Genomic DNA, 16380 nt, shown 5'->3' on the forward strand with positions numbered 1-16380 from the left:
TGTCGGCGCGCGCAAGGCGGGCGGGAAGGTGAGGATTATAAGGATGCAGTGTGGCAAGTTTGGGGGCCGTTGTCCTGCAACAGCCCCTTGCAATCGTGACATCCAGAACGCAGCCTGCCCGCGGCGGCGGTTCTAAGATAGATCCATGTCCAGGCGCATCGCCATCCTGGCATGCGCGCAGTCGGAGCAATCGCCATGTTGAAAACCTCTCCCGATCCGAACGCCGCGTCCAAGGCCGCTGACGAACAAAAACCTCACACCGACCCGCGCAAGGGCACCGAAACCCTGCCCATGCCCGATGAAAGCAAGGTCGTGGCCGGCATGCCGCGGCGCGGACGCGCCATTGCCGAACCCGGCGAGCCCGGCGTCATCACGCCAGAAGACGACGTGCTGGATACGTCGTACGACACGCCCAAGCCTTGACGCGCAGCCGTCACCCGACCACCGCCGGCATCCAGCCGGCGGTTTTACTTACGGTGAGAGCAAATTCGTGATCTTGGAAGCCGGGCTTTCGATGAATCCCCATGGGAGAGCCTAAGCGCGGCATGCTTGCCGCGCCCAGCTTCCAGCCCTCAATCCAGCTTGACTTTCGCGCCCTCGATCACAGGCTTCCACTTCTGGTAATCCTGCTTGATGGTCGCGGCGAACTGCTCCGGCGTCGTGGGCATGGCCTGCGCGCCCTGAGCGGCCAAGGCCTCCTGCATCGCCGGCAACGCCAGCACCTTGTTCAGTTCCGTGTTCAGCGTCTGGATGATGGGCTTGGGCGTCTTGGCCGGCGCCAGCAAGCCATACCAGACCCGCACGTCGAAGTTCGGATACCCCAGTTCCGCCACCGTCGGCACGTCGGGCAGCACCGGGCTGCGCTGCGGCGAGGTCACGGCCAGCGCGACGGCGCTGCCGGCCTTGAGCTGCGGCGCTGCCGACGGGATCGACGTGAAGATCACCGGCACCTGTCCGCCCAGCAGGTCGGCCATGGCCGGCCCCGACCCCTTGTACGGCACATGCAACAGCTTGATGTCCGCCCGCTGCTGAAGCAGTTCGGCAGCCAGGTGCGTGATGGTGCCGGCGCCGGGCGACCCGTAGTTGACCGCGCCGGGCGCCTTGCGGGCCGCTTCGATCAGCGCCTGCAAGGTCTGATAGGGACTGGATTTTCCGGCCACGATGACCAGCGGCGCTTCGCCCACGATGCCGATCGGCGCAAAGTCCTTGACCGGGTCGTACGAAAGCTTGCTGTAGATGGAAGGCGCAACCGCCAGGTTGTCGACCTGCCCCATGACGATCTCGTAGCCGTCCGGCTTGGCGCGCGCGGCCGCGCCGATGCCGATGGTGCCGCCCGCGCCCGGCCGGTTCTCGGCCACCACGTTCCATTTGGTGGTCTCGCCCAGTTTGGCGGCCACTGTGCGGGACAGGAAGTCCGTGCCGCCGCCCGGCGTGAACGGAACGATGATGCGGATGGGCTGATTCGGGTAGGACTCCTGGGCGTGGGCGCCTGCCGCGACGCCCAGCACGCAAGCTGAAAGCAGAAGATTGCGTAGCATGTGATGTGTCTCCGTCGTTATTGCTTTATAGGCAGGCGGTGTCGCCTTGGTGGTCCTGCCGCGGCGCGTTCAGATGACGCCGCGTTCCTGCAATCCAAGAATGTCGTCCTGCGCAAAACCCAACTGCAGCAGCACATCGCGTGTATCGGCGCCCAGCGCGGGCGCCGGTTGCACGGGCCGGGCTTCGGCCTGCGCAAACTTGATCGGGAAACCCAGCATACGCACGTCGCCGTGGCCGCCGTGCGGCACGTCGATGGCCATGCGCTGGTCCTGCACCTGGGGATCCTCGAACACTTCCTGCAGGTTCAGCACCTGGCCGCATGGCACGCCGAACCGGTTCAGCCGTTCGATCCAGTGGGCGCTGGTGTGCTGACGCGTGCGCGTCTGGATGGCCTCGGTGATCGCGCCACGGTTGCGCATGCGATCCGCGTTCGTCGCATAGCGCGGGTCGGCGCGCAGCTCGGACAGCTCCAGCGCGTCCAGCAGCTTGTGATAAACGACGTCGTTGCTGGGCGCGATGGCGACCTGCCCGTCGGCCGTCTCGAACAGCCCGTAGGGCGACGCGATGCCGTGATCGTTGCCCGTGCGCGCCGGCAGCCGGCCGTCGGCAAAATAGTTCGACGCCTGAAAGCTCAAGAGGCCGATCATGCTGCCCAGGAGGCTCACGCTGACGCTGTCGCCCTGGCCGGTGCGCTCGCGGCGCAGCAGCGCCGCCACGATGCCAAGCGCGCCATTCATGCCGGCCACCAGATCGCTGATGGGCGGACCCGCGCGCATGGGCGGCTGGTTTTCCGCGCCATTCAGGCTCATGAACCCGCTCATCGCCTGCGCGATGAAATCGAAGGCCGGCCGGTCGCGATAAGGCCCCGTCGTGCCAAAGCCGTTGATGCTGCAATGGATGATGTCGGGCTTGAGCGCCTTGAGCGCCTCGTCGCCCAGGCCCATCTTCTGCATGACGCCCGGGCGGTAGTTCTCGACGATCACATCGCATTCGGCGATCAGGCGCCGCAGCACTGCCTTGCCCTCCTCGCTGTACAGGTCGAGCGTGACGGATTTCTTGTTGCGGTTGTAGTTGGCGAAGTACCAGCTCAGGCCGTCGCGTATCACGCCCTGGGCGCGCACCGGGTCGCCTTCGCCCGGCGTCTCGATCTTGATGACCTCTGCGCCCATGTCGGCAAGCAGAGACGTGCAGAACGGGCCCGAGATGATGCGGGTCAGGTCCAGAATGCGGAATCCGGATAAAGGCATGGGTTATTTTGAATCTAGGATTTCTGAAATCAGCCGACGGCGGCCACGGCGCCGTCGTAATCGTGCAAGGCAAGACGCGGCCCGGCCTTCATCACCTGGCCGGACAACGGGCGCTTCATCACCGCTTCAAGATGCCGCGACGCCTGGATCAGCGCCGCCAGGTCAATGCCCGTCTCGATGTCCATCTCGTGCAGCAGATTGACCGTATCTTCGGTACAGACATTTCCCGTCGCCCCCGGCGCAAACGGGCAGCCGCCCAAGCCGCCCAGCGACGATTCAAAGGACGTGATGCCCGCGTGCAGGCCCTCGACCACATTCACCAGCCCGAGGCCGCGCGTGTTGTGAAAGTGCAGGGAAAAATCCATGGCCGGAAACGCGGCGCGCAGCGCGTCGACCGTCTCGCGCACGAGCCGCGGCGTCGCCATGCCCGTCGTGTCGCCCAGCGTGACTGCGTCGAAATCCAGGCGGGCAAACTCGGCCACGATGGTCTTTAACGTGGCGATATCGATATCGCCTTCGAATGGACAACCGAAGGCCACCGCGATGGCGCCCTTGCGCCGCATCGGTTGGCCCTTTAACAGCGCCGCCACGTCCTCGATGTCGCGCAGCGATTGCTCCACGGACCGGTTCAGGTTCTTTCTGTTGTGGCTTTCGCTGGCCGACAGGAACACCACGACTTCATCGGCACGCGATGCCAGCGCGCGTTCAACGCCGCGCGGGTTCGGCGCCAGCGCGCTCAACACCACGCCAGGCCGCTTGTCCGCCAGCGCCAGCAGTTCCGCGGCGTCGCGCATCTGCGGCACGGCACGGGGCGACACGAACGAGGTCGCCTCGATGTGCCGCACGCCGGCGGCAATCAATTCGTTCAGGATGGCAGCCTTGGTGTCGGTGGGCACGAACTCGGGCTCGCTTTGCAGCCCGTCCCGCAGGCCCACCTCCACGATCTGCACTCGGCTTGGAAGGCTCACTTCTGTCTCCTCGCGCCCGCGCGGCGGGCGGTCCATGGGCTTGAGGCGTCATCTTCCGAGGTCATCCGCCACGGCACAAATCGCGAATCTTCAGCGGGGCATCGCCATTGGCGATGGCTGCTCGCGGCGGCGCCTGCGTTGGCCGTCCGGATTTTGCTGCGCAACATCCGGGTCCTAATCCGCAAAGACCTGCCTCAATTGCCGGAGGCGGCGGCCTCTTGCAGCAGGTGTTCCACCAGCAGCCGGGCGGCGCCGGACAGGGGTTCATTGCTGCGCACGCACAATTTGAGCTGGCGACGCGCCCACACGTCCGTCAAAGGGATAATCCTAAGATCGCCGCAATCGAAGAGGGACAGGGCCTCCACGGGCACGATGCCGATGCCCAGTTCCCGGCGCACCATCGACACCAGCGCATCGTACGAGGTGACCTGGAACCGCAGCCGCACCGTCCGATTGATGGCCGCCGCCTCGCGCGTGAACAGGTAGTTCGCGGCGCTGCCCCGGTGCATGCCAACATGGTCGTATTCCAACGTGTCGGCAAACGCCACGCGCTCGCGCGCGGCAAGCGGATGAGACCGGTTGACCACCAGCGTCATCACATCGCGCCGGTACGGAAAACTCTGCAGCCCGCTGTCGTCGTCGGTCTGGGTGTAGATGCCGATGTCGCTCACGTTCTCCTGCACCGCGCGCGTCACCGCCGAACTGACGTTTTCCTCAAGATCGATCTGCACGCCGGGATGCAGAGCCAGAAAGCGCTGCAGATCTTCCGGCAGAAACTGCGTGATGGAAGACAGGTTGGCCGCAATGCGCACGTGCCCGCGCACGCCCGACGAAAAATCCCGGATCTCGTCCGTGAGGCCGCGTGCCTGATGCAGCAGCGCCCGCGCATGCCGCGCCAACGCGTGCCCCGCGCCCGTCGCTTCCACCCCGCGAGCATGCCGAGTGATCAGCGCCACATCCAGGATGCGTTCCAATTCAGATAACCGCTTGCTCAGCGCCGAAGGCGCAATGTGCTCACGCGTGGCGGCCGCCGCAATGCTGCCTTCTTCGACCACGGCCACAAAGACCTGCAGGCTGTAGAGATCCAGGCGAGGCGCGGATGATCGAATCGGCGAGTCGAAAGTCATGGCAGGAGCGTACCGTAACGATTCCCGGAAATGCAAAAAGCCCCGATTTCTGGGAAATCGGGGCTTTTATTGGCTGGCCGGTGAGGCCTTGCCGGTATTCGCAGAGGGGCATTCCTATTGTTGCTGGAAAGCAGCAAAAAGCCTGGCTCTCCTCACTTGCGCCAACGAGGAATACCCCCAATAACTACCCCCAACAGCCTTAGCTTCCGCTGGATGAGGCTGGACGGTGATCCCACATTTTTAACGATTTCCAGAAGTAGGAACGCTGCGCGGCCATGGACAGCCGCTGTTTGGAGGTAAATTTACCCAGGACGGTATTCGAGCGCCCATAATTTAAGACCGTACCCAATGCGTAGCGACACGTTTAACGTGATACAGGCAATCCTAATGATACTAGGTCATTACTGAATTATCGTGCTGCGCCGGATTCTTCGGAATAGATGTTTACGATGGTAAGTCGTTCAGGGGATACATCTGGCACCACCCAGATTCCTTCAGCGACGACCTCCTCATCTTCACGAATATCGATTCCTAGAACTATAGCCTCCCCTTTTCTTCCTCCCACGGAGGACGCTTCTGCAGTCGTGTTTGTAAGATGCACCATGCGCCGCTCCATCGGTTTTAATCCGTTCTTTACGATCAAGTCTAAAGCTGACCAAGTGGACCCGTGGAACAGCGCAGAAGGCGTTCCGATGTGAATGCCATCGTCGACAACCACATCCAGAGAGTGCCCGTAAAGGGCTCGGATATTGCCCTCACGAATTTCGAATCTCGGTTCGCCGGGATGTTCCGCAACTGCCAATATTTGGCTAGAATCAGCATTTAGCCCAAGTGCCAGAGCTTCGATAGTTGCAAATCCTGCTTTATCAATGGTAATGCCATGTGAGGGACCTTTATGGCGTAGCAAATACGCCATTGACTTGCTCAGGCGTCGATGGTCGTGACTGGGACCGTATGTCGTAGCATCCGGCTGCTCAATCCTAGACAGTGCAAAGAGGAGTTCCTTGGCAGCTGTTTTAAATTGCAAGTTGCCTACCTCCACTAACAAAGCACACAAATCGCGGGCATGACGGCGCAATTGCTTGCTTGCTTCTCTCTCCGTTCCTAGGCGAAGCGCCCGAGTGAGAGCAAACCACTGATACGCTGCACTTGCGTCAATAGTGCTAATGTCGACCGACATCAGACTTAGATATCGCTCGAAAACCGCCATTCGTGTGAACCAACCGTCAGTGTTGGCAGTAATTAGAGCGTTGTCCTCTATCAGCTGAGCGACATCAAATCCAATTGGGACGAATTCACTGGACTCAAGATCGATAGCTACGATTCGTCCTGCAGGATCAACTAGCCAATTTGACGCGTGACCGTCTCTCTTCCGTACAAGCGGGAGGTTGGCTGGAAAGAGTTGTCGCAATGAATTTAGAAAATCAATTGAACGCTCTGGTTCGAATAATGTTTTTAACCAAAGCTTAAGATGCTCTTTAATTGTTTTCCAAGCTGACTTACCCGCAGGAGGCGTGCCGGCAACACGATGAAAGACGGCAAGCAACTCCACAATTGGCTTCAGAAATTGGGACGCCTCTTCCTCCGACAATTCGCTAACTAGTCTTCCCGCAGCTCTTTGGGAAACATGAACCCACTGTCGTTCGTCTCCCGAAGCAACTTCAACGATTGCTAGTGATCTCGGCACCTCGAATTTGCTACCGCAGTCGAGTTGAGAAATTTCTTCTCTCAGCAGCCTGAGCATCGCCGCCTCATGCTCTGCTTTGGCTCTGGTAGTTCGTTTAAAGACGAACGTCTCCGAAAGAAAACCCTTTGCATCCGCTACAGCGAACACCTCATTCCGGCCTCCCAAATTCGACCTGCCATAAGCGGACGTTTTCAAGGCGAGCGTTGCAGCCTCACGCCAGCTATCCGTACTCGGAGAAACCGCGCTATTTGGAAGTGAGGCAAGGTAGTCATTAACTCGCGCAATGCCGATGCGAGGAAGCGGCCAGGCCGAGTGATCAACTGCAAGGGCATGAAATTTTTTCTGGGCTAAGAGTGCCAACTCTAAGTTTCCAGTTCGTTTTGCTGCTGATAGCGCTGAAGCACCTGCTTCCCATTGGGAATGTCTATTCCATGTTGATCGCTCGGATAGCCAATGAGTAACGTCCACATACAAAGATATATCTTCTTGGCGAAGCAGTTCAGCAGGCCCATTAACCATTTGGCGCAGCAACCGGGCGCTAAGTACAGCTGATGGCGCAGTGTGTCGCGTCGCCCGAAGCCTCTCGAGATCGCCAACGGCTGTTCTAATATAGCGCCATAGGTCTACGGATGGCTCTTTAGCCATCAGAATCAGTAACCCTCTAGGTATTGCGGCCGATCTAGCAGGAACAATATACGGCCCTTGCTCACTTAGTGTAATTAAGGTCGAAAGAGCCTGCTGCCGAGTCTCCTCAGCGGAGCTTCTGAAATTTATCTCCGCAAGCTTTCTTTTTGCGCTATTAAAATAACGTCTAGCTACTCTTGTCCCCGGATCAGCTAGCAATGCTAGCCGAAAACGAGCCTCTGCTTCAGCTAGTTCTGACCCTTTAGCGATATTTTTGTGAGCCGCTACCAAACCAAGCGCTTCCATCAGCAAATCAGAATTTCCTGTCTGATCGAACTGTAAAACCAGCAACTCCATTCGATAGTTGAAGGTTTCAGGCTCCAGATTGCCAAGCCCCATTGATTCATGTGAATAGGTTAACGCTCTTGTGATAGCCTCAGGCGCTACGCTAACCCATCGACCAATCATTGCAACCGCTGTTGCGTACATGCCTGTTGCTATACGCCTTGTACTATCGGAAATTTGCTTGCTTTCGATAGAAAATCTAAATTCAGAAAGAGCAGACCTGAATCTCGAAATTGCCACGTCGATTTCATCGTCTGCGTAGCTATACCTCGCATCTTTATGCAATGATTCAGCTGCTCGAAACGCAATATTGGCAAGCGATTTTGAGAATGTTAGTTTGAAGCGCAGCAACGACTCGGCAGCAACACAGGGGTGTTTTCTTAGGTGCTCTAGCATGAGAAGCAGGCAAGGGGCTGGGGCGACGACTTTTCTGTCAAGCACCTGTTTCCAAAGATGAGCTACCACTTTATGCCCGTCAGCGAAAAAAAGTTTCTCAAAGTCTACTTTTTCGGCAGAGTTAGCTAGCCACTTCGTTGCGGATTCGGAGCCAAGATATGCCAGAGAACTGAGCGACTCTGCTAGTGATGGCGACCATTCTTGCAATGCTTTGGTTAAGTCATCCGAATAAATCATTTTTTTCTGCGCTTGTAGAAAGGGCCACCAATTGAGAGGCCACCTCATTATCGATAAATAAACATTGCCGCCAACTAGTCAATCACCGGTTTAGACCCGAATGCGATAAGCACGACATCTATCATCTTTTGCTTATTTTGCAGCCCCATTCTTAACGATTGCCAGAAGTAGGACCGCTACGCGCGGCCATTGACAGCCGCTGTTTTGGAATAAATCCACCCAGGGCCATATTCAGGCGCTCATGATTGCAGGACCACATCCACTGCGTAGCGACACCTGAACGTGATCCAGATCGTTCCAATGATGCCGGGACAGCATTCGTAGCGAACGGTCCTGTTGAACCGCTCGACGCAAGCATTCTGCTGCGGCTTGCCGGGCTGGATCTATTCGAGCCTGATGCCCCAGGCCACAGTCCACAGTCCACTCGACGATAGCCGTGCTCAGATACTCCCGACCTATATCGCACCGATGGGTAAAAGCCTGCCCCCGCCATCCGACACCCTGCTCCAACATAGGTTTATATCACCACCTCTAGCCAAGATTCACTTATAGTTACACTCATCTTGCTGAGGAGAAATCGTGGCATCAAAACCGTTCATACAGCAGACAGTACTTTTGTCGCGCTTGCACCTTGACTCGCACAACCCTCGGCACGACGTGACTGAAGACGAACCCTTGATCATCGAGCAACTTGTAAGAGGCGAACAAATCCTGCCGCTTGCAACCGATATCTGCGAACGAGGCTTGAGCCCGCTAGAGCGCCTAGCTGCGATCCGTCACCCCGTCCTAGATGGCCATTTCGTGATGGTTGAGGGCAATCGCCGCCTATGCTCCCTGAAACTGCTCCGGGATCCAGCGAAAGCCCCTACGACTGACCGGAAAGCTTTTAAGAAGCTTGCTGACCGTAAGCCCACGTTACCTCGAAGCCTCGAGGTAGCTGTCTTCCCCAGCCGTGACCTCGCCAACCAGTGGATTGCTCTCAAGCACGGTGGCCAACAAAACGGCATTGGCACAAAAAGCTGGAACTCATCTCAGTCCAGTCGATTTAAGAACAGTCTTACCAACATCGCCAGACCCAACTCATTAGCGCTGGCTGTTCTGGACTACTCGGTAGACACGGGAATCATCACCAACGAACAGCGAGCCAGCATCGCGCTAACAACCGTTACTCGATACCTTACTAACCCGGTCGTTAGAAGTGCCCTTGGCTTGACCAGTCCGAGCGAATTTCTTGTTAACGTAGAGAAATCCGAGTTCGATCTCGCTCTATCCCGCTTCCTGGAGGATGTTCTGTCTGGCGAAGTACATTCACGCTCGAAAGCCCCTGAACGCGCGGATTACGGGCGAAGCCTCATTGCCTCGGGCCACTCACCAGCCAGTAAGCTGCCTGACGCTTACTCCCCATCGGACAAGATCGCCTCACCCGCGAAAACGACGCCAGACTCAAACGCGGCGACTGACGGCAACCCCACGCCTAGACGGAACAACAGAAGCCCTGATCTAGGCACGCGGGTCGTTCGTACTGGTTATGCAGTCCACGTCAGCGATCATACGACCAAGCGAGTCTTCGACGAGCTGCGTGACATAGACGCTTCGAAGTACACATTCGCGGCTGCTGCCCTCTTGCGTCTGCTCATGGAGCGTGTGTGCAGGGCGTATGCAAAGAAGCACGGCCTTGGTGACATCGGAGATCTGGCTCCCGTTATCGGACGCTGTGCGACTCACATGGAACAGAAGGCGGGTGCTTCAAAAAGCGTCTTCCAGATTTGGCGTACCCTATCGAGCAACGCTCAGCACTACTTATCACCAGGCACGCTCGGCACCTACATCCATGGTGGCACGACACCTGTTCTAACCGAATTGCGCAGAGGCTGGACGGATCTGGAAGAAGGTTTCACACTGATGCTGGACGCCATCCGCTGACAAGCTGGCCAAGCGCGTACGTTTTGGCTAAAGTCTCTGCCTCTCACAGATCCTGTTCATATGCCTGTCAACCATACCCCTCTCCGCTACCCGGGAGGCAAGTCCCAGCTTGCACCGTTCGTGATCGAGCTCATGCGGGCCAACGATCTGTTGGGAGGCACTTATGTGGAGCCCTTTGCTGGTGGGGCTGGTGTCGCCTGGAAGCTGCTATTTGATGGATATGCGTCAGAAGTGTGGATCAACGACATCGACCCGGCGATCCACGCCTTCTGGCATTGCGTATTGAACCGCACGGACGAGTTGTGCGACAAAATTGTGACCACTGACGTCACGATTGACGAGTGGCATAGGCAGCGCAGCTTACAGACATCTGCGAGTGAAAAATCTCTCAAATTAGGATTCTCCACATTCTTTCTGAACCGCACCAACCGCTCGGGCATTTTGAAAGCGGGTGTAATCGGTGGACTAGCGCAGGCTGGCGACTGGAAGCTCGACTGCCGTTTCAAGAAACAGGATTTGATAGACAAGATTCGCCGTATCGCGCTCTACAAAGACCAGATTACTTTGACTCGAGAGGATGCCAATAGCTACCTTTCCTCGACTGTTAAAACGTTACCCAAGCGATCGCTCATCAACATCGATCCGCCATACTACCAAAAGGGCCCAGAACTGTACTGCAGCTTTTATCAACATGAAGATCACAAGTGTCTTGCGCAGACGATTCGCAAGCTCCGGCGGCCTTGGATGTTGACGTATGACAACGCACCAGAGATAAGAGCCCTTTACGCTGGGCTCCCGACGACAACGAAACGTTTAACCTACTACGCCCAAGTTAAACGAACTGGCGTAGAGTTGCTGGTACTTAAACCAAGCCTGTTTGCCCCAGAAGCAGCCGATGTTCTGGCAGCTTGACCAAGAGTCTGATTACATGCGCGAACCGCGACTGTAAATCAAGGCACAATTCGACGGGCTGTCATCGTCACCGCGGCCTCGAAAGCAGCGATGAATGCGGCTGTCTCGTCAGAGTGACAGATGGCCCACTCACGTAATACCCCCATTTTTTGAGCTTGTTCCAATGGGCATCCCACCACCCTTTGTTTGGGTAATCCCCCCCATTTTTAGCGATTGCCAGAAATAGGAAGGCTACGCGGCCATGGCTAACCGCTGTTTTGGGGTAAATCCACCCAGAGCCATATTTGGGCGTTCGTGATTGTAGGACCACATCCACTGCGTGGCGATGCGCTGTACGTGGTCCAGATCCTCCCAGTGATATTGGGACAGCCATTCGTAGCGCACGGTCCTGTTGAACCGTTCGACGTAGGCATTCTGTTGTGGCTTGCCCGGCTGGATATATTCGAGCTTTATGCCCCATGCCCTGGCCCACTCGACAATTGCCGCGCTCAGGTATTCGGGTCCGTTATCGCACCGAATGGCTAAGGGCTTTCCCCGCCAGCCGATGATCTGCTTGAGCGTGCGGATCACGCGCTCGGACGGCAGCGAGAAGTCCACCTCAATGCCCAGTGCCTCGCGGTTGAAGTCGTCGATCACGTTGAATACGCGAATGCTGCGCCCATCGGCAAGCTGGTCATGCATGAAGTCCATCGACCAGACCTGGTTCACGTTGGTCGGCACGGTCAGTGGCTCAGGCGTCTGCCGAACGAGCCGTTTGCGCGGCTTGATCCGCAGGTTCAGTTCGAGCTCTCGATAGATCCGGTACACACGCTTATGGTTCCAGCCGAAGCCTCGAACATTGCGCAGATACAGGAAGCACAGACCAAAGCCCCAGTTGCGGTGGTTGTCGGTCAGACGTAGTAGCCAGTTGGCGATCTCCTCGTTCTCGGCGTCCTTCTTGGCGACGTACCGATAACAAGTCTGGCTGACACTAAACGCCTCGCAGGCCATCCGAATCGATACGCCGCGATCCTGCACGGCACGTTGGGCCATCTCGCGGCGGCGAGATGGCCTCACCACTTTTTTTCTAGCGCCTCCGTCACGATCTCGGCCTTGAGCTTCTCCTCGACGTACATCTTGCGCAGCCGAGCGTTCTCGGCCTCCAGTTCCTTCATGCGCGCCATCAGCGATACGTCCATGCCGCCGTACTTGGAACGCCATTTGTAGAACGTGGCCGAGCTGATGCCCAGATCCCGGCACAACTCAGGAACGGCAAGACCAGCCTCCACGCGCTTGATGGCTTCGATGATCTGGCTATCCGTAAATCTCGACTTCTTCATGCGGTAGATCTCCTCAACGAGAAAATTCTACTTCTGACCTCATCGCTTTTTCGGGGGGATTACCGCTTGGCGATCAGCCCGCCCGTGGTTGGGCGAATTTCCATTGGCCGTATTGTCGAGAAGAACGGCAAGCGGCTTCCCGAGAAAGACGATCAATTCACCATCACCACCCAAGTGCAGACCCGCGACGGCTGGCTGCTCCACCCGCAAGACGAAGCCCAGCGCAAGCAACATGGCGGCGACAAGCTTCGTTCCATTGACATCCTGCTCCCCTTCAACGACCCCGACCTGAACCTGCGCGCCGAGTACTCGTACTTCGACCGGGGAGACGGTCGCCCGATCTGCATTGGCGACGGCGAAACCTGCCGGCGAGACACCGACGAAGGAATGCAGACCATGCCCTGCTACACGCCGGACAACTGCGGCTTTCACAACCGGGAGTGCAAACCCTACGGGCGTTTGTACGTCGTCATTGGCGATCAGGACGAACTGGGCACCTTCGTACTCAGAACGACTTCGTACAACTCGATCAGGACACTAGCAGCCCGCATGCGCTATTTCCACGCTGTCTCGGGCGGCCTGCTGGCCTGCATGCCCCTCGAACTGCGCCTGCGCGGTAAGTCCACCACCCAGAGCCTTCGCACTGCCATCTATTACGTTGATCTGGTCATCGGCTATGGCATGACGTTGGCAGAAGCTATCCGGGACGCACAGCGGCTTGACGCCCAGCGGCGGGAAGCTGGTTTCGATCAGGACGCACTGGACAAGAAGGCAGCTCGGCTCGGGTTGCGTGGCTTGTCTGTGGGCTTTTCCTTGCGGATCTGGAGGTCGGTGAGCGGAATTGGGGGTACCTGGATCTGAGGCTTCGGGCTATACCCCCAAACCTACCCCCATTTCGCCTGGATGGCAATGGACCCCGCTGGACCCGCCCGGAAAGAAAAAACCCCGTAGACGCTTGATTCTACGGGGTTTCTGGACTTTCCTGGACTTGCTCGGAAGTATTCCTGGCGGACAGAGGGGGATTCGAACCCCCGATACGCTTTTGACGTATACACGCTTTCCAGGCGTGCGCCTTCAACCGCTCGGCCACCTGTCCTACTGCATCTTCAGGGGCCTTTTGGTGCTGCTAAAAGACGCTGCTGAAAATGCGAATCCGCGATTCTAGCAGAATGCGCGGCCACACAGCAAGCGGCCATATAAAAAGGGACGCACTACGCGCGTCCCTTCCCCTGCCAACGGCTTTACTTCGACGCCGGTGGGTCCTGCTCCCGGTAGGAGCTGATCGTGCCGTCCGGTTCGGTCTCTTCCAGCCGGACGCGGAATCCCCACAGGCGGGCCAGGTGCTTCATGACCTGTTCGGCGTCTTCGCCCGCCAGCGGTCGGCCGCGGCTTTTCAGGTGGCGCAGCACCAGCGAGCGGTCGGTGTCGCGGTTGAAGCGGATGACCTGGATGTCGGGCACCTGGTTGTCGCGGTTGTGCTGCGCGGCAAGCAGGCGGCGAATGTCGCGGTAGCCTTCGTCGTCGTGGATCGCGGCCACTTCCAGCTTGGGGTTGGCCTGATGGTCCGAGATGGCGAAGAAGCGGAACTCGCGGATCAGACGCGGCGACAGGTACTGCGAGATGAAGGATTCGTCCTTGAAGTTGCGCATGGCGAAGTCCAGCGTCTTCAGCCAGTCGCCGCCCGCAATGTCCGGGAACCAGCGGCGATCCTCGGGCGTGGGCGCTTCGCAGATGCGGCGGATGTCCGACATCATCGCAAAGCCCAGCGCATAGGGGTTGATGCCGCCATAGCCGCGCTCGTCAAAGCCGCGCTGGCTGACGACGTTGGTGTGGCTTTGCAGGAACTCCATCATGAAGCCATCGTTCACCAACCCCTTGTCATGCAGGCGGTTCAGGATGGTGTAGTGCCAGAACGTGGCCCAGCCTTCGTTCATGACCTTGGTCTGGGTCTGCGGATAGAAGTACTGCGCGACCTTGCGCACGATGCGCACCAATTCCTTCTGCCACGGCGCCAGCTTGGGCGAGTACTTCTCGATGAAGTACAGCAGGTTTTCCTCGGGCTCGGGCGGAAACACGGTTGCCGCAACGCGGGTGTCCTTGTCCGCCTCGATCCGCGGCAGCGTGCGCCACAGGTCGTTGTATTGCAGGCGCGCGTGTTCTTCGCGCTCGGCCTGGCGGGTCGCCTCTTCCTTGTACGAGACCGGCGCCGGCCGCTTGTAGCGGTCCACCCCGTGGTGCGACAGCGCATGGCAGGAGTCCAGCAAAGACTCCACGGCGTCGATGCCGTAGCGGTCTTCGCAGTCCATCACGTACTTGCGCGCGAAGACCAGGTAGTCCAGCACACCATCGGCGTCCGTCCATTGCCGGAACAGGTAGTTGCCCTTGAAGAAGGAATTGTGCCCGTAGCAGGCGTGCGCAATCACGAGCGCCTGCATCGGCATGGAATTCTCTTCCATCAGATAGGAGATGCACGGGTTGGAATTGATGACGATTTCGTACGCCAGCCCTTGCATGCCGCGGCGATAGAACTGCTCGTTGCGGATGAACTCCTTGCCGTAGGACCAGTGGGGATAGCCGATGGGCAAGCCCGCCGATGCGTAGGCATCCAGCATCTGTTCCGAGGTGATGACCTCGATCTGGTTCGGATAGGTGTCCAGGCCGTATTCGCGGGCGATCTGCGAGATCGCGTCGTCATAGGTCTGGATCAGTTCGAACGTCCATTCGGAACCCTGCGAGATCGGCACGGTGGCACCGCCCGACCCCGGCTCCGCGAGAGCACCCATGTTGGCGTTCATGCGGTCTCCTTCTTGAACAGGTCGTGGAACACGGGAAAGATCTCGCCGCGGTCGCAGATGCGCCGCATGACGAAATGCGGTTCCAGTTTCTGTTCGTACTCGGCCCACAGGCTGCTCTTGCGAGCCTCTTGCGAGTCGGGAATTTCAATGTAGGCGAAGTAGCGCGTCGAGGGCAGCAGATGCTCGGCCAGGAATCGCGCGCTCTTGCCCGCGTCGGCGCCAAACGAGTCGCCGTCGCTGGCCTGCGCCGCATAGACGTTCCATGCGGCCGGCGGATAGCGCTTTTCCAGGATCTCGCGCATCAGCTCCAGCGCCGACAGCACGATCGTGCCGCCGCTCTTGGGGTCGTAGAAGAAGGTGTGTTCGTCGACTTCCTCGGCGTTGTCGGTATGACGGATGAAAACCAGGTCGACGTGTTCGTACTTGCGCGACAGGAAGAGATAAAGCAGCGTGAAGAAACGCTTGGCGAGATCCTTCTTGCCCTCGTCCATGGAGCCGGACACGTCCATCAGGCAGAACATGACCGCGCGCGCCATGGGGATGGCGACCGACACGCGATTGCGATAGCGCAGGTCCAGGTCGTCCAGGAACGGTACACGCGCCAGGCGCTCACGGCAGTCCTCGACGTCCTGTTCCAGTTCGCGCAGGCGCGCCGCGGGCGCGCCCGCCGCCTTGGCCTCTTCCAGCGCCTTTTCCGCGTCTTCGAGGTCGGCGCGCGCCTTCACGCCGAGCGACACGCGCCGCGCCAGCGACGACTTCAGCGTGCGGCTGATGCTGAGCGTGCTGGGCGAGCCCGTGGTCGTGTAGCCGGCGCGCTGCCACTTCTTCTGGCTGACCTCGCCAAGCTGGTTGCGCGCCAGGTGCGGCAATTCCAGATCCTCGAAAAAGAGGTTCAGGAATTCGGCGCGCGACAGGCTGAAGGTGAACTGGTCCACCGACTCGCCTTCACCCGGCTCGGACCCGCCCTCGCCCTGCCCGCCCTGCGGCCGGTCGAAGGTGTCGCCCTTGGCGAATTCGCGATTGCCCGGATGCACCATCTCGCGGTCGCCGCCCGCGCCGTGCCGGAACGTCGGCTCGGAGATATCGCGAGCGGGCAGGTTGATCTCACCGCCTTGATCCATATCCTGGATCGAGCGGTCACGGATCATCCCGTGCACCGCCTTGCGGATCTGATCCTTGTAACGCCGAAGAAAGCGCTCCCGGTTAACGGCGCTCTTGTTGCGACCGTTAAGACGGCGATCGATCAGTGAATTCATGATTC

At 58.7% G+C, this 16380-nt stretch carries 13 protein-coding genes and 1 tRNA gene; 4 read left to right on the forward strand and 10 right to left on the reverse strand.

Translation table 11 applies throughout. The features are described 5' to 3' along the window. Positions 1-195: 195 nt before the first annotated feature. Positions 196-423, forward strand: coding sequence for a hypothetical protein (locus tag FBY20_RS07880; protein WP_056327865.1), 228 nt, complete (start codon positions 196-198; stop codon positions 421-423). 149 nt (positions 424-572) lie between these two features. Here the strand turns inward: FBY20_RS07880 and FBY20_RS07885 are convergent, their stop codons facing one another. The 6 genes from FBY20_RS07885 to FBY20_RS28095 all read right to left on the reverse strand — a co-directional run bounded on the left by FBY20_RS07885 (position 573) and on the right by FBY20_RS28095 (position 8553). After that, entirely contained in the window at positions 573-1538 is a 966-nt protein-coding gene (locus FBY20_RS07885) for a tripartite tricarboxylate transporter substrate binding protein (protein WP_142051263.1), read from the reverse strand. A gap of 69 nt (positions 1539-1607) precedes the next feature. Further along, the gene (locus FBY20_RS07890; protein ID WP_142051266.1) at positions 1608-2786 is read right to left on the reverse strand and encodes a CaiB/BaiF CoA-transferase family protein; all 1179 of its coding nucleotides are present in this window, start codon (positions 2784-2786) and stop codon (positions 1608-1610) included. Positions 2787-2815: 29 nt separating this feature from the next. Continuing rightward, a complete protein-coding gene (locus FBY20_RS07895; RefSeq protein ID WP_142051269.1) occupies positions 2816-3754 on the reverse strand; it encodes a hydroxymethylglutaryl-CoA lyase in 939 nt (312 codons plus the stop codon). A gap of 194 nt (positions 3755-3948) precedes the next feature. Further along, positions 3949-4881 carry a LysR substrate-binding domain-containing protein gene (locus FBY20_RS07900; RefSeq protein WP_142051272.1) on the reverse strand — a complete coding sequence of 311 codons (933 nt, stop codon included), beginning with the start codon at positions 4879-4881 and terminating at the stop codon, positions 3949-3951. A gap of 409 nt (positions 4882-5290) precedes the next feature. Further along, positions 5291-8170: an RNA 2'-phosphotransferase gene (locus FBY20_RS07905; protein ID WP_160144395.1), complete on the reverse strand. Its 2880-nt coding sequence runs from the start codon at positions 8168-8170 to the stop codon at positions 5291-5293. A 239-nt stretch (positions 8171-8409) separates the two neighbouring features. Next, positions 8410-8553, reverse strand: coding sequence for an integrase core domain-containing protein (locus FBY20_RS28095; protein ID WP_142055848.1), 144 nt, complete (start codon positions 8551-8553; stop codon positions 8410-8412). Between the two features lie 292 nt (positions 8554-8845). On the opposite strand from FBY20_RS28095, the gene FBY20_RS07915 reads away from it, so the two are divergent. Together FBY20_RS07915 and FBY20_RS07920 are read left to right on the forward strand one after the other, a co-directional pair. After that, complete coding sequence (locus tag FBY20_RS07915; protein WP_142051277.1) at positions 8846-10093, forward strand: hypothetical protein; 1248 nt, start codon at positions 8846-8848, stop codon at positions 10091-10093. A 60-nt stretch (positions 10094-10153) separates the two neighbouring features. Further along, the gene (locus FBY20_RS07920) at positions 10154-11005 is read left to right on the forward strand and encodes a DNA adenine methylase (RefSeq protein ID WP_142051280.1); all 852 of its coding nucleotides are present in this window, start codon (positions 10154-10156) and stop codon (positions 11003-11005) included. Between the two features lie 231 nt (positions 11006-11236). Here the strand turns inward: FBY20_RS07920 and FBY20_RS07925 are convergent. Further along, positions 11237-12324, reverse strand: a protein-coding gene (locus tag FBY20_RS07925) for an IS3 family transposase (protein ID WP_142051284.1) whose coding sequence is annotated in 2 segments (ribosomal slippage) — positions 11237-12072 and positions 12072-12324 — 1089 coding nt in all. Because the reading frame shifts where the segments join, the coding sequence is not laid out codon by codon here. Positions 12325-12390: 66 nt separating this feature from the next. Here FBY20_RS07925 and FBY20_RS07930 point away from each other — a divergent pair. After that, positions 12391-13185, forward strand: coding sequence for a hydrolase or metal-binding protein (locus FBY20_RS07930; protein WP_186350993.1), 795 nt, complete (start codon positions 12391-12393; stop codon positions 13183-13185). A 144-nt stretch (positions 13186-13329) separates the two neighbouring features. Here FBY20_RS07930 and FBY20_RS07935 read toward each other — a convergent pair. From FBY20_RS07935 to FBY20_RS07945, 3 genes are all read right to left on the reverse strand, one after another. Continuing rightward, positions 13330-13420, reverse strand: a tRNA-Ser gene (locus FBY20_RS07935). Positions 13421-13565: 145 nt separating this feature from the next. After that, positions 13566-15119 carry a SpoVR family protein gene (locus FBY20_RS07940; protein ID WP_162256811.1) on the reverse strand — a complete coding sequence of 518 codons (1554 nt, stop codon included), beginning with the start codon at positions 15117-15119 and terminating at the stop codon, positions 13566-13568. Then, a complete protein-coding gene (locus FBY20_RS07945) occupies positions 15116-16375 on the reverse strand; it encodes a YeaH/YhbH family protein (protein ID WP_142051287.1) in 1260 nt (419 codons plus the stop codon). Before FBY20_RS07945 ends, FBY20_RS07940 begins: the two co-directional genes overlap by 4 nt. Positions 16376-16380 lie beyond the last annotated feature (5 nt).

The organism is Achromobacter sp. SLBN-14 (genome assembly GCF_006715415.1).
In the GTDB taxonomy this organism is placed as follows: Bacteria; Pseudomonadota; Gammaproteobacteria; order Burkholderiales; family Burkholderiaceae_B; genus Achromobacter; species Achromobacter mucicolens.

Excerpts from the sequence above, each read along its gene's own strand:
- FBY20_RS07900 (WP_142051272.1), bottom strand. The coding sequence starts at position 4,881 with ATGACTTTCGACTCGCCGATTCGATCATCCGCGCCTCGCCTGGATCTC.
- FBY20_RS07920 (WP_142051280.1), top strand. The coding sequence starts at position 10,154 with ATGCCTGTCAACCATACCCCTCTCCGCTACCCGGGAGGCAAGTCCCAG.
- FBY20_RS07940 (WP_162256811.1), bottom strand. The coding sequence starts at position 15,119 with ATGAACGCCAACATGGGTGCTCTCGCGGAGCCGGGGTCGGGCGGTGCC.
- FBY20_RS07885 (WP_142051263.1), bottom strand. The coding sequence starts at position 1,538 with ATGCTACGCAATCTTCTGCTTTCAGCTTGCGTGCTGGGCGTCGCGGCA.
- FBY20_RS07890 (WP_142051266.1), bottom strand. The coding sequence starts at position 2,786 with ATGCCTTTATCCGGATTCCGCATTCTGGACCTGACCCGCATCATCTCG.
- FBY20_RS07945 (WP_142051287.1), bottom strand. The coding sequence starts at position 16,375 with ATGAATTCACTGATCGATCGCCGTCTTAACGGTCGCAACAAGAGCGCC.
- FBY20_RS07880 (WP_056327865.1), top strand. The coding sequence starts at position 196 with ATGTTGAAAACCTCTCCCGATCCGAACGCCGCGTCCAAGGCCGCTGAC.
- FBY20_RS07905 (WP_160144395.1), bottom strand. The coding sequence starts at position 8,170 with ATGATTTATTCGGATGACTTAACCAAAGCATTGCAAGAATGGTCGCCA.